The sequence below is a fragment of the Actinomycetospora aurantiaca genome, assembly GCF_037401875.1.
Classification (GTDB): domain Bacteria; phylum Actinomycetota; class Actinomycetes; order Mycobacteriales; family Pseudonocardiaceae; genus Actinomycetospora; species Actinomycetospora aurantiaca.
In genome coordinates this window covers 600,778-613,531 of the sequence record NZ_JBBEGN010000002.1, presented here as the reverse complement: position 1 = coordinate 613,531, position 12,754 = coordinate 600,778, and the positions used below count along the sequence as shown (strand labels likewise).

General features: G+C 74.1%; 11 protein-coding genes and 2 tRNA genes. 5 read left to right on the top strand and 8 right to left on the bottom strand.

Translation table 11 applies throughout. The features are described 5' to 3' along the window. Nucleotides 1–7 precede the first annotated feature (7 nt). A complete protein-coding gene (locus WCD74_RS07565; RefSeq protein ID WP_337694206.1) occupies nt 8–319 on the bottom strand; it encodes a YggT family protein in 312 nt (103 codons plus the stop codon). A 45-nt stretch (nt 320–364) separates the two neighbouring features. Here WCD74_RS07565 and WCD74_RS07560 point away from each other — a divergent pair, with 45 nt between their 5' ends. Then, nucleotides 365–721 (top strand): DUF952 domain-containing protein, encoded by a 357-nt coding sequence (locus WCD74_RS07560; protein WP_337694205.1) that lies wholly within the window; start codon nt 365–367, stop codon nt 719–721. Between the two features lie 44 nt (nt 722–765). Here WCD74_RS07560 and WCD74_RS07555 read toward each other — a convergent pair. The 4 genes from WCD74_RS07555 to WCD74_RS07540 all read right to left on the bottom strand — a co-directional run bounded on the left by WCD74_RS07555 (nt 766) and on the right by WCD74_RS07540 (nt 5,184). Beyond that, a tRNA-Met gene (locus WCD74_RS07555) sits at nt 766–842 on the bottom strand. A gap of 147 nt (nt 843–989) precedes the next feature. After that, a tRNA-Met gene (locus tag WCD74_RS07550) sits at nt 990–1,066 on the bottom strand. A 39-nt stretch (nt 1,067–1,105) separates the two neighbouring features. After that, nucleotides 1,106–4,069, bottom strand: coding sequence for a UPF0182 family protein (locus WCD74_RS07545; RefSeq protein WP_337694204.1), 2,964 nt, complete (start codon nt 4,067–4,069; stop codon nt 1,106–1,108). Nucleotides 4,070–4,158: 89 nt separating this feature from the next. Then, nucleotides 4,159–5,184 carry a YlbL family protein gene (locus tag WCD74_RS07540; RefSeq protein WP_337694203.1) on the bottom strand — a complete coding sequence of 342 codons (1,026 nt, stop codon included), beginning with the start codon at nt 5,182–5,184 and terminating at the stop codon, nt 4,159–4,161. Between the two features lie 119 nt (nt 5,185–5,303). Here WCD74_RS07540 and WCD74_RS07535 point away from each other — a divergent pair, with 119 nt between their 5' ends. Next, entirely contained in the window at nt 5,304–6,770 is a 1,467-nt protein-coding gene (locus WCD74_RS07535) for a zinc-dependent metalloprotease (RefSeq protein WP_337694202.1), read from the top strand. A 4-nt stretch (nt 6,771–6,774) separates the two neighbouring features. Here the strand turns inward: WCD74_RS07535 and WCD74_RS07530 are convergent, their stop codons facing one another. Beyond that, nucleotides 6,775–7,335 (bottom strand): M48 metallopeptidase family protein, encoded by a 561-nt coding sequence (locus WCD74_RS07530; protein WP_337694201.1) that lies wholly within the window; start codon nt 7,333–7,335, stop codon nt 6,775–6,777. Between the two features lie 66 nt (nt 7,336–7,401). On the opposite strand from WCD74_RS07530, the gene WCD74_RS07525 reads away from it, so the two are divergent. After that, nucleotides 7,402–8,358, top strand: coding sequence for a TOMM precursor leader peptide-binding protein (locus tag WCD74_RS07525; protein WP_337694200.1), 957 nt, complete (start codon nt 7,402–7,404; stop codon nt 8,356–8,358). Further along, entirely contained in the window at nt 8,348–9,661 is a 1,314-nt protein-coding gene (locus WCD74_RS07520) for an ABC1 kinase family protein (protein ID WP_337694199.1), read from the top strand. The genes WCD74_RS07525 and WCD74_RS07520 overlap by 11 nt, the downstream gene beginning before the upstream one ends. Nucleotides 9,662–9,718: 57 nt before the next feature. On the opposite strand, the gene WCD74_RS07515 is transcribed toward WCD74_RS07520, so the two are convergent. Then, nucleotides 9,719–10,036 carry a WhiB family transcriptional regulator gene (locus tag WCD74_RS07515; protein ID WP_337694198.1) on the bottom strand — a complete coding sequence of 106 codons (318 nt, stop codon included), beginning with the start codon at nt 10,034–10,036 and terminating at the stop codon, nt 9,719–9,721. A 232-nt stretch (nt 10,037–10,268) separates the two neighbouring features. Between WCD74_RS07515 and WCD74_RS07510 the strand changes: the two genes are divergently transcribed. Next, nucleotides 10,269–10,466, top strand: coding sequence for a hypothetical protein (locus tag WCD74_RS07510; protein WP_337694197.1), 198 nt, complete (start codon nt 10,269–10,271; stop codon nt 10,464–10,466). Between the two features lie 63 nt (nt 10,467–10,529). Here WCD74_RS07510 and WCD74_RS07505 read toward each other — a convergent pair whose 3' ends face one another. Continuing rightward, nucleotides 10,530–12,638 (bottom strand): ATP-dependent DNA helicase UvrD2, encoded by a 2,109-nt coding sequence (locus tag WCD74_RS07505; protein WP_337694196.1) that lies wholly within the window; start codon nt 12,636–12,638, stop codon nt 10,530–10,532. Nucleotides 12,639–12,754: the final 116 nt, after the last annotated feature.

The following is a 12,754-nucleotide window of genomic DNA, read 5'->3' as shown; positions in this document are numbered from 1 at the left end:
GGGCCGCTCAGCCGCGGATCGAGTAGGCCAGCGCGACCCGCTGCAGGATGAAGACGACGAGCAGCAGGATCAGCATCGACAGGTCGAGGCTGATGTTCCCGATCCGCACCGCGGGGATGAGGCGCTTGAGCAGGTTCACGGGCGGGTCGGTGACCCGGTACATCATCTCCAGGCTCACCGCGGTGCCGCCGGCGGGCCGCCAGTCGCGCGCGAACCCGCGCACGACCTCGACCACCAGGCGTCCGATGAGGAACAGGTAGAACACGAAGAGCACGTAGTAGACGAAGAGCATGACGATCTCGGACGCACTCCCCTGCATGCCCCCACTATGGCCTGCGACGTGTGAGGACGAGGATCCCGGGTCATGATCCTCCACATCTGTGCCCGCGCCGACTGGGACGCCGCGGACGGGGTCCTCACGCCGCCGTCGTTGGCCGACGAGGGGTTCGTGCACTGCTCGGACCCGGGCACGGTGGCCCTGCCCGCCACGCGGTTGTACGCCGGCCGCGAGGACCTCGTGCTGCTCGAGGTCGACCCGGGGCTCGTGGGGGTCCCGGTGCGCTGGGAGCCGGGCGTGCGCGACGGCGTCGTCGAGACCTCGGGGCCCTGGTTCCCGCACGTCTACGGCCCGCTCCCGGTGGCGGCCGTCGTCGCCGTGCACGGGTTCCCCCCGGACCCCGACGGCTCGTTCCGCCTGCCGGCCTCGCTGGCCGAGCGCTGAACGCACGAAGGGCCCCGCACTCCTGAGTGCGGGGCCCTTCTAGGTGGTAGCGGGGACAGGATTCGAACCTGTGACCTCTGGGTTATGAGCCCAGCGAGCTACCGAGCTGCTCCACCCCGCGCCGTCGCCGTACGTTCCGGCGATGACAGGAACACTACCGGTCGGTGAACCGGCGGCGCGCAGGGGGGGTGGGTCGCGGCAGCGAGTCCGCGCCCGCCGTCCGGAACGACGAAGGGCCCCGCACTCCTGAGTGCGGGGCCCTTCGAGGTGGTAGCGGGGACAGGATTCGAACCTGTGACCTCTGGGTTATGAGCCCAGCGAGCTACCGAGCTGCTCCACCCCGCGTCGCACCGGCAACGATACGCGACGGGGTGGAGCGGGCGATCACCCGGGGGCCTGTCCGAGGGCGGACCGGTATTGGTTGATCGCGGTCGCCAGGTCCTGCTGGGCCTGGCCGATCCCGGCGAAGTCACCCTGCTGCTGCGCGGTGCGCAGCCGGTCGAGCGCCGAGTTCATCGACGTCACCGCGGAACTGACCGCCGCCGAGTTGCCCGCGGCGGGCACTCCCGCCGTGGCAGGGGCCTGACCGGCCGGCGGGGTCTGGGCCTGGCCGGTCGCGGGCTGCTGCGGCTGCCCGGCCGCCCCCGGCGTCGCGGTGGCCGTGCCCGCCGACCCGAAGACCTGCGTCAGCGCCTCCGCGAGGGTCGGGGCGTAACCGATCCGGCCGCCGAAGCTCACCAGCACGCGGGAGAGCTGCGGGAACGAGGACTCCTGGTTCGAGCGCTCGATGTAGACCGGCTCGACGTAGAGCAGCCCGCCCGCGATCGGCAGCGTCAGCAGGTTCCCGTAGAGCACCTGGGTGCCCTGCTGGCGCAGCAGGTTCAGCTCCGTGGACACCTGCGGCGAGGACAGGAACTGCGTCTGCACCTGCTGCGGGCCCTGGGTCTGCGTGTCGGTGGGGAGCTGGAGCAGGGTCATCTGCCCGTAGCTGCCCGGGTCCGAGCTCACCGACAGGTAGGCCGACAGGAACTCCCGGCGCAGGCTGACCAGCGCCGTCGTCAGCTGGAACTGCGGGCTGTTGACGACGCCGCGGCGCGGGTCGTCCGCGAGCAGGTAGTACGGCGGCTGCGGGTCACCCGCGGCGGCCGCGGCGTCCGACGTCGGGTCGGACGGCACGTCCCAGAAGGAGACCGTCGAGTAGAACTCGTTCGGGTCCGAGACGTGGTAGCGGGTCAGCAGGTCGCGCTGGACCTTGAAGATGCCCTCCGGGTAGCGGTAGTGCTCGCGCAGCTCCGGCGGCACCGCCGAGGCCGGCTGCACGACGCCCGGGAACACCTTCTCCCAGGTCTGCAGCACCGGGTCGGTCGGGTCGTTCTCGTACAGGTCGACCCGGCCGGTGTAGGCGTCCACGGTCGCCTTGACCGAGTTCCGCATGTAGCCCGCCGTCTGCGGGGCCAGCTGCGCCGTCCCCGCCGAGTCGCGCGTGGCGTCGGAGAGCGGCACCTGCTGCGCGTACGGGTAGCGCGGCAGCGTCGTGTAGCCGTCGACGATGTACTTGATCTGCCCGTTCACGACGGCGGGGTAGACGTCGCTGTCCAGCTCGAGCCAGGGCGCGACCTTCTGCACGCGCGTGATCGGGTCGCGGTTGTACATGATCCGCGAGCTGTCGCCGATCGAGGAGTTGAACAGGATGTTCCGCTCGAACCCGTAGTAGGCGAAGAACGCGAGCCGGCTCAGCGGGTTGGACAGCGGGACGCCGCCCGTCCCGGTGTAGGTGTACTGCCGCGAGTCGGTGTCGTACTCCCGCGGCGGGGTGCCCGGGTCGGCGCCGACGATCGCGTAGTCGTCCGGGCCGTTGACCAGCTCGCCGTAGTAGATGCGCGGCTGCTGCAGGCCGAACGGGCCGGGGGTGTCGACGTCGGAGACCTGGAACTGCGGGTAGCCGCCCTGGCCGCCGTTGGAGTCCAGCGGCGCGTTGACGGTGTTCGCCGGCGCGGCCACGAACCCGTTGCCGTGGGTGTAGACGAGGTGCCGGTTGATCCAGTCCTGCTGGTTGCCGACCAGGTTGTCCGGGTCGATCTCCCGCGCCGCCACGACGTAGTCCTGCAGCTGGTTGTTCACCGCGTAGCGGTCGACGTCCAGGGTGGCCGGGAAGCCGTAGAAGTTCCGGCGCTGCTCGAGCTGGGTGAACGTGCGCGAGAGCCGGTTCGGGTCGAGCAGGCGGATGTTCGGCACGGTCGCCTGGTCGGTGGCCACCGTCTGCTGCACCCCGGCGGCGTTCTGGTCGGTGACGCCCGCGTACGGCTCGATGTTGACGTTCGTCAGCCCGAACGCCTGTCTGGTGGCCTGGATGTTGCGGTCGATCGAGACCGCCTCGCGCTGGTTGGCGTTCGGGCGCACCGAGAACTGCTCCAGCACGGCCGGCCACGCGGCGCCGACCAGCACGCTGGAGAGCACGAGCAGGGCGAGCGCGATCGCCGGGATCTGCAGGTTGCGCAGGAACACCGCGGCGAAGAACGCGGCCGCGCAGATCACCGCGATGAGCAGCAGGATCAGCTTGGCCGGCATGGCGGCGTTCAGGTCGGTGTAGCTCGCGCCGAAGAAGTTCGCGCCGCCGATCGAGGCCTTGCGGTCGGAGAACAGCAGCTCGTAGCGGTCCAGGAAGTAGGCGACCGCCTTGAGCAGGACGAACGTCCCGGCGAGGACGGCTAGGTGGGCGCGGGCGGCGCCGGCCAGGGAGCCGTTGCGGCCGGCCAGCCGGATGCCGCCGAAGACGTAGTGCGCCACCAGCGCGGCGACGAAGCTGACCCCGATCCCGACGAACAGCCACGAGAGCACCGCGCGCCAGAACGGCAGGGCGAACACGTAGAAGCCGATGTCGTGCCCGAAGACGGGGTCCACCGTGCCGAACGGCGTCTGGTGCAGGAACAGCTGCGTGGTCTGCCAGTCGCTCTGCGCGGAGAGCGCGGCGATGACCGCGACGATCAGCGGGATCCCGATCGCGAACAGCCGCAGGTGCGACAGGACGACGGTGCGGTAGCGCGCGACCGGGTCCTCCGGCCCCGCGACCGGGACGAACACCGGCCGGGTGCGGTAGGCGATGTAGAGGTTCAGGGCGAGCAGCCCGCCCATGAACACCGCGGCGACGACGCTCTGCACGACGCGGGTCGCGAGCACCGTGGTGAAGACGTTGCGGAACCCGACCTCGCCGAACCAGGCGAAGTCGACGTAGATGTCGACCAGCCGGAACAGCACGACGAGGGCCACGAGCACGACCGCGCCCAGGACGAGCAGCGATTTCGTGCGCCGGGACAGCTGCGGGTTCCCGGTCGCCGGCCGGTTGGCCACGGGCGGTCACGCTCCAGAATTCGAGGGGTTCTCGTGAGAGAACTCTAGTGACCCGGTGTGGGTTCCCTGTGGTCGGACATCTCGGACTCTCAGCAGGTCGGCGGGGTCCGGCCGGCTGCGACGGCCTCGACGGCGGCCACACCCTCGCGCAGGTCGGACACGCGCGCCAGGGTCAGTCCCCCGGGCGCGGTCCGCACGGCCTCGGAACAGTTGCCCGCGGGCACCAGGAAGGTGGTCGCCCCGTCGGCCTGCGCGGCGTCCATCTTGAAGCGGATGCCGCCGATCGGGCCGACCCGGCCGGAGGCGTCGATGGTGCCGGTGCCCGCGATGTCCCGGCCGCCCGTGAGGTCGCCCGGGGTCAGCTTGTCGACGATGGCGGTGGCGAAGATCAGGCCGGCCGACGGGCCGCCGACGTCCGCGAGCCCGATGCGGATCGTCGCCGGTGCGTCGACCACCGAGGCCGCGGTGATGCCGAGGTAGCCCCGGGCGGCGTCCCCGGGTCGCGGCGCGACGGGGACCGTGACGGTCGACGTGGCGTCCCCGCGCCGCACCTCCACCGCGAGCGGCGTCCCGGGCCGGGCCGCGCCGACGGTGTCGACGACGTCCTGCGGGGTGGCGACCGGCCGGCCCCCGATCGCGACGATCCGGTCGCCGCGCGCGAGCACCCCGGCGGACGGGCCGGGCGTGGTGACGTCGCCGACCTCCACCGAGCTCGGGTACCCGAGGTAGCGCAGGGCGGCGTCCTGGGCGTCGTCCTCGGACTGCGTGAACTGCCGGGTGTTCTCGGCGTCGACCTGCTGGCTGGACTGCCCGGTGGGGTAGACCTGCTCGCGCGGCACCACCTCGTGGGAGCCGGAGAGCCACATCGCGACGGCGCCGAACAACGTGACCTGGCTGGTGACCGCGACCGTGGTCATCCGCAGCCGACCCGTCGTCGGGAAGGTGGGGAGCCCGCTGCCGACGTCGATGATGGTGCGGCCGTCCTGGGCGCCGAGGACGTCGAAGGTGGGGCCGTCGCCGAGGGCCACGAAGGGCACGCGCACGGTCGCGCCGGTGAGCCCGAGCACGGCGGCGAGCACGAGCCCGAGGGCCAGGGTCGCGCGCAATCGGGTCACGGGCGGCGAGGGTAGTGATCGTCCCTGTGGGCCGGGGATGAGGGCTGTTCGCTGTGGGCGTGCTGTGCCGACCGCGCGAGCGGACCGCCGGGACCGGCGGCGCGCGTACCGTGGGCGCCATGAGTGACCTGCCCTTCGGATTCGGCCCGTCCGACCCCGACGACGAGCGCCGCAAGGGGTCCTCCGGGTCCGGCGACGGCGGGTCCGGGCAGGGCCCGCAGGGCTTCGGCTTCGGCCCCGGGAACAACCCGTTCGGCGCGCTCGGCGGACCGGGCGGATCCGGTGGCTTCGACATCGGCCAGCTCGGCCAGATGCTCAGCCAGCTCGGCCAGATGCTCTCCGCCTCGGGCGGGGCGGGCGGCGGGAACGGTCCCGTCAACTACAAGCTCGCCGCCCAGATGGCGCACCAGCAGATCACCACCAAGGGTGCACCCACCGCCGAGCAGAAGAAGGCGGTCGACGAGTCCGTGCGGCTCGCGGAGCTGTGGCTCGACGACGCCACCACGCTGCCCTCGGGCGTCTCCTCGATCGTCGCCTGGTCGCCGGACGACTGGGTGGACGCCACCATCCCCACCTGGCAGCGGCTGTGCGACCCGGTCGCCCAGCGCGTCGCCGGGGCGTGGGTGGAGGGCCTGCCCGCCGAGGCGCGGGAGATGGCCGGGCCGATGCTCGGGATGATCTCGCAGGTCGGCGGCATGGCGTTCGGGTCGCAGCTGGGCTCGGCGCTCGGCCAGCTGGCCGGCGAGGTGCTCACCTCCTCCGACGTCGGGCTCCCGCTGGGGCCGTCCGGCACCGCGGCGCTGCTGCCCGACTCGGTCGCCCGCTTCACCGAGGGGCTCGACCGGCCCGCCGGTGAGGTCCTCGTCTTCCTCGCCGCCCGCGAGGCCGCCCACCACCGGCTCTTCGGCCACGTCCCGTGGCTGCGTCAGCGCCTGCTCGCGACCGTCGAGGAGTTCGCGCACGGCATCTCGATCGACACCTCGCGGATCGAGGAGCTCGCCCGCGACCTCGACCCGTCGAACCCCGCCGCCATCGAGCAGGCGATGTCGTCCGGGCTGTTCGAGCCGCAGACCACCGAGGCCCAGAAGGCCGCGCTCGCGCGCCTCGAGACGCTGCTGGCCCTCGTCGAGGGCTGGGTCGACCACGTCGTCGCCCAGGCGATCGGCGACCGGCTGCCCGGCGCGAACGCGCTGCGGGAGAGCATGCGCCGGCGGCGCGCGTCCGGCGGGCCGGCCGAGCAGACCTTCGCCACGCTGGTCGGCCTGGAGCTGCGGCCCCGCCGGCTGCGCGACGCCGCGGAGCTGTGGCGCCGCCTCGGCGAGGAGCGCGACGTCGCCGGGCGCGACGCGGTCTGGGCGCACCCCGACCTGCTGCCCACCGCCGAGGACCTCGACGACCCGTCCGCGTTCGTCCGCGGGCGCTCGGAGCTCTCCGGGGACGCCGCCGAGGGCTTCGCCGACCTGGACGACCCGATCGCGCGCCTCGAGGCCGAGATGAAGGCGGAGCGGGAGAAGGACGCGGGCCCCGACGACGGGTCCGGCTCCGAGGGGACCGGTTCCGAGGGGCCTGACGGGTCGAAGGGCTGACCCCTCAGTCCCCCTCGTCGGGGTCCGGCCCGATCTCCAGGCCGGCCCCGGCGGACAGACCCTCGAGGTAGCCGATCGCCCGCTCGCTGCGCGGGTAGCGCGCCTCGAGGGCGCGGAAGGCCGGCCCGTGCCCGGGCTCGCGCAGGTGCGCCAGCTCGTGCACGAGGACGTGGTCGAGCACCCAGCCCGGGACCTCCCGGAGCCGCTCGCTGACCCGGACCGTGCCGTCGGCCGGGGTGCACGACGCCCACCGCGTGCGCATCGGCGCCACCCAGCGCACCGAGGCCGGTCGCGGCCAGCGGCCGTCCGGACCGACCTCGTCGAGGTGTTCCCGGGCCAGCCGGTCGGCACGGGCCGCGAGGTCGCCGTCCCCGGCACGCCGTCCCGGCCGGCGGCGGGCCTCCGAGCGCTCGATCTTCGCGAGCATCTCGCGCACCCACGTCTCCTCCTGGGCGCGCGTCGCCGAGGCCGGGATCGAGACGATCACGGTGTCGCCCTCGCGGCGCGCGTTGATCGTGCGCGTACGCCGCGCACTGCGCCTCACCACCACCCGCGGAGCGTCCACGGTGCTCCACCGTAGGCGCGGGGCTCCCGATGGATCCGGGGACCGCCGCCGTGCGTCAGGGAGGGTGTGACCACCTCCCCGCCCCCGCCCCGCCTCGCCGTCGTCCCCCGGTGGCGGGACCCGGGCACCGCCCAGTTCGGCGACCACGCCGACGCCCCCGTGCTCGAGGGTCTCGACCCGCCGATGCGGTCCCTGCTGCGCGCCCTCGACGGTCCCGGGGCGGTCGCGACCGCCGTCGCGACCGGTGCCCGCCCCGAGGACGTGACGGCGCTCCTGGTCCAGCTGGCCGGGGCCGACCTGCTGCGCGCCCCGGGCGGCCCGGGGCACCAGCACGCCTACGTCCGCGTCCACGGGGCGGACCGGCTCGGGGTCGCGGTGGCGACGGTCCTGGCGGGGGCGGGGTTGGGACGCGTCGCGGTGCGCGCCGGGGGCCGAGTGCGCCCGGACGACGTCGGCACGGGCCTCGATCACGGAGACGTCGGTCACCCGGCGGTCCTCGCCGCCGCGTCCGCCGTGGCCCGGTCCGCGCCCGGGGTCGCCGTGGCCGAGCCGACCCGTCGTCGTCCGGACCTGGTCGTGCTCACCGGGCCCGCGGCGGCCGATCCGGCGGTCACCGCGCCACTGCACGCCCGTCACCAGCCGCACCTGGCGGCGACGGCGGCCGATCCGGCCGGCGTGGTCGGGCCGCTCGTCGTCCCGGGCCGCACGTCCTGCCTGCGCTGCGCGGACCGGCACCGGGCGGACGCGGACCCGGTGCGCGCCGGGCTCGACGCGCAGCGGGAGGGTGCACCGGCTGCCGTCGGGGTGGCGCTCGCGGCCGTCGTGGCCGGCCTCGTCGTCGGGCAGGTGCTGGCGTTCCTCGAGGGCCGGGCGGCGCTGCTCGGGGCCGCCGACGAGATCGACCCGACGCGCGGATCGCTGACCCGCCGGCCGCGTCCGCCGCACCCTGCGTGCCCGTGCGTCGGCACACCTCCGCGCGCCCCCACCGTGCGCGCGGGGGAGAATCGGGGGCGTGTCCGATGAGATCCCGCGCCGCACGGTCCAACGCTCCGCGCGCCTGGCGTCCCTGCCGCTGGGGTTCGCCTCGCGCACGGCGGCCGGCTGGGGTCGCCGGCTCGCCGGCGGGGACGCCGGGGAGATCTCCGCCGACGTCGCCCGCAAGGGCGCCGAGCAGCTCTTCGCGGTGCTCGGCGAGCTCAAGGGCGGGGCCATGAAGTTCGGGCAGGCGCTGTCGGTCTTCGAGGCCGCCGTGCCCGACGAGCTGGCGGAGCCCTACCGGGAGGCGCTGACCCGGCTGCAGACCGCCGCTCCGCCGATGCCCACCGCGCGCACCCACCGGGTCCTCGCCGAGCAGTTCGGCCGGGGCTGGCGCGAGCGGTTCCGCGAGTTCGACGACACCCCGGCGGCGTCCGCGAGCATCGGGCAGGTGCACCGCGCGGTGTGGGGCGACGGGCGCGAGGTCGCGGTGAAGGTGCAGTACCCGGGCGCGGAGGAGGCCGTGATGGCCGACCTGCGCCAGCTGCAGCGCTTCGCCCGCGTGATCCAGCCGATGGTGCCCGGCATGGAGATCAAGCCGCTGCTGCAGGAGCTGCGCGACCGCATGGCCGAGGAGCTCGACTACCGCGACGAGGCGGACGCCCAGCGCGCCTTCGCGGCCGCGTTCGAGGGCGACGAGCACGTGGTGGTGCCGCGCGTGGTCGCCTCGGCGCCGAAGGCGATGGTGTCCGAGTGGATCTCCGGGACGCCGCTCTCGCAGGTCATCCGCGTCGGCGAGCCGGACGAGCGCGACCGCGTCGGTGCGCTGCTGTCCACCTTCCACTTCTCGGCGCCGGCCCGCGTCGGGCTGCTGCACGCCGACCCGCACCCCGGCAACTTCCAGGTGCTGCCCGACGGCCGGCTGTGCGTCATCGACTTCGGGGCGGTCGCGCGGTTGCCCGAGGGGCTGCCCTACGAGCTGGGCCACATGCTCGCACTCGCCGTCGAGGACCGCTCCGACGAGCTGCTCGAGCTGCTGCGCAGCCTGGGGTTCGTGCTGCCGGACACCGACATGTCGCCGGAGCGGGCGATGGCCTACCTCGGCCCGCTGGTCGACCCGCTGCGCACCGAGAAGTTCCACTTCACCCGCGAGTGGATCCGCGGGCAGGCCGAGCGGCTCGGCGACCTGCGCCGCCCGGAGTTCGAGACCGGCCGCGGGTTGAACCTCCCCCCGCAGTACCTGCTCATCCACCGGGTGACGCTGGCCTCGGTGGCGGTGCTGTGCCAGCTGGACGCCGAGATCGGGCTGCGCTCGATCTTCCGGGACTGGCAGCCCGGCTTCGACGTGTGAGGGGGCGAGGGGCCCTGTGCGATCACAGGGCCCCTCGCCCGGGGCGGGGCCGGGGCGTCACGCCACGCCGGCCGCCGCCCGGGCGGCCGCGATCTCCGCGTCCCGCGCCAGGTCGGCCTTGGAGGGCCGACCGCGGGGACGCTTGCGCGCGATCACGGCGCCGCGGTCGAGGATCTCGCCGCCCCACACCCCGGTGAACTCGCGGCGCTCCAGTGCCCCGCTCAGGCAGGCGCGCCGGATCGGGCAGGCCCCGCAGAGCACCTTGGCCTGCTCGAGCTCGGCCGGGCTGTCGGAGAACCACAGGTCGTCGGGCTCCGTGCGGCAGGGCAGGGAGACCGACCGGGATATGTCGGGGGCGGTGGGGACGGGGAACACGGTTCGGACCTCCAACGGCGGGTGGTGATCGGTGGTCACCCGGACCGCGGAGTCGTCGTCGGAGTGAGACGACGAAGGCCGCGAACCGGAGTGGGTCCGCGGCCTGGTGGTGCTCGGTGGTCAGCCTCGGGGCTGGCGACCGGTGGGGCGCGGACTCAAGGGGTCGAGATCGACGTGACGCTGCGGGGCGGGGGAGCCGGAGAGACCCGTCGCCGGGGACACCTCTCCCCCGGTGACCGGACCGTTCGGCACGGCCGCGAACGCGCGGGTGCGGATCAGCGCATCGGGCGCGGTGCGGTACCAGCTGCAGACGTCCGCCGTCACGGCGAAGCCATTGACGGCGCTGGGGACGGGCATGCCCGTGAACGAGTTCTTCATCGGTGCACACCCCCTCGTCTCGACCCCGGACACGTGCGCGCCGGAGTGCTGACGAACCTAGGGCCCCTCGTCGGGGGCCCGCAACGGAATTAACCGGAGGTTCGCCGGAGAATTTTCAGCTCGCGTGCTCGCGGACCATCGTCAGGACGTCCTCGCCGTAGCGCTCGAGCTTGGACGCGCCGATCCCGGGGATGGTCACCAGGCCCTTCGCGTCGACCGGGCGCTGCTCCGCGAGCGCGACGAGCGTGGCGTCGGTGAACACGACGTAGGCCGGCACCGAGCGCTGCTTCGCCTCGTTCGAGCGCCAGCTGCGCAGGGCGTCGAGCAGCTCGACGTCGACGTCGGAGGGATGCTCGGTGCAGCGGCCGATCTTCTGCGCGGCGGCGTCGGCGAGGACCTTCCCGCAGACGCGGCATCCCGCCTTCGCCACCTTCGCGCGCGGCCCGCCGTCGACCCCCGACCCCGGCTTCCGGGCGGCCGGGTGGTCCTCGGGGACGAGGCCGTAGAGGAACCGGCTGCGCCGGCGCGAGCGGCGCCCGCCGGACTGCCGCGACAGCGCCCACGACAGCCGCAGGTGCACCCGCGCCCGCGTCACCCCGACGTAGAGCAGGCGCCGCTCCTCCTCCACCGCCTCGTCGTCCCCGTCGGCGTGCTGGATCGGCAGCGTCCCGTCGACCAGCCCGACGAGGAACACCGCGTCCCACTCCAGGCCCTTCGCCGCGTGCAGCGACGCCAGCGTGACCCCCTGCACCGTCGGCGGGTGCTGGGCCTGCATGCGGGTCGAGAGCTCCGTCAGGAAGGCGCCGTAGGTCGCCTCCGGGAGGGCCTCGACCAGGTCGGTCGCCAGCTCGGCGAGGGCCCGCAGGGACTCCCACCGCTGCCGCTGCGCCCCGTCGGACGCGCTGCCCGCGGGCGGGACGTCGGTCAGGCCCTGCTCCCCGAGCGCGGCGCGCACCGTCGTGACGACGTCCGCCCCGACGACCGCCTCCGGTCCGCCGTCGAGCCGGCCGCCGAGCGTGCGCAGCGCCGCGATCGCGTTCTTCACCTCGGTGCGCTGGAAGAACCGCTCGCCGCCGCGCACCTGGTACGGGATCCCCAGGTCGGCGAGGGCCTGCTCGTAGACCTCGGACTGGGCGTTGATGCGGAACAGCACCGCGATCTCGGCGGCGGGCACGCCGTCGTCGAGGAGCTCGCGGATCTGCGCCGCGGTGGCCGTGGCCTCGGCCGGCTCGTCGTCGTGCTCGGCGAAGTCCGGCGTCGGGCCCGGCGGGCGCTGGCCCTCGAGGCGCAGCCGGGTCCCGGCGGCCCGGCCGCGGGCGGCGCCGATGACGGTGTTGGCGGCGGCGACCACCTGCGGGGTCGACCGGTAGTCGCGCACCAACCGGACGATCTCGGCCTCGGGGTGGCGGCGGGGGAAGTCGAGCAGGTAGGTCGGGCTCGCCCCGGCGAAGGAGTAGATCGTCTGGTTCGCGTCGCCGACCACCGTGAGGTCGTCCCGCCCGCCGAGCCACGCGTCGAGCAGCCGGTGCTGCAACGGTGTCACGTCCTGGAACTCGTCGACCACGAAGCAGCGGTAGCGCTCGCGGAACTCGTCGGCGACCTCCGCGGTCTCCTCCAGGGCCCCGGCGGTGTGGATCAGCAGGTCCTCGAAGTCGAGCTGCTCGGCGCGGTTCTTGAGCTCCTCGTAGGTCGCGTAGACCTGCGCGACCTGCTCGACGGGGGCCGGGGAGTCGCGCTGGGCCTTCGCGGCGGCCTCGGCGTAGCGGTCCGGCGCGATCAGGCAGGCCTTGGACCACTCGATCTCGCTCGCGAGGTCCCGCAGCGACTCGCGGTTCGTGGCCGCTCCCGCCCGCTGCGCGGCCTGTCCGACGAACCGGACCTTGTTCTCGATCAGCGGCCACGCCTCGCCGCCGACCGCCCGGGGCCAGAAGTAGCGCAACTGGCGCAGCGCCGCGGCGTGGAAGGTGCGGGCCTGCACCCCGCCGACGCCGAGGTCGCGCAGCCGGGTGCGCATCTCCCCCGCGGCGCGGGCGGTGAAGGTGACCGCGAGGACCTGGCCGCCGCGGACCTGCTCGGTGCGGACCAGGTGCGCGATCCGCCGGGTGATCGTGCGGGTCTTGCCCGTGCCGGCGCCGGCGAGCACGCAGACCGGCCCGCGCGGGGCGACGACGGCCGCCTTCTGCTCGGGGTCCAGTCCGTCCGTCGCACTCCGGTCCGCCGCCACGTCCCCATCGTCTCAACCGTCCCCGACATCGTGGGGAGGACGGGCACCTCCGGTGCCAGCATCGCCCTATCGGCGTGCTCCCCTTCCTGCACCCAGCGCCAGGAAATCCGGCATCG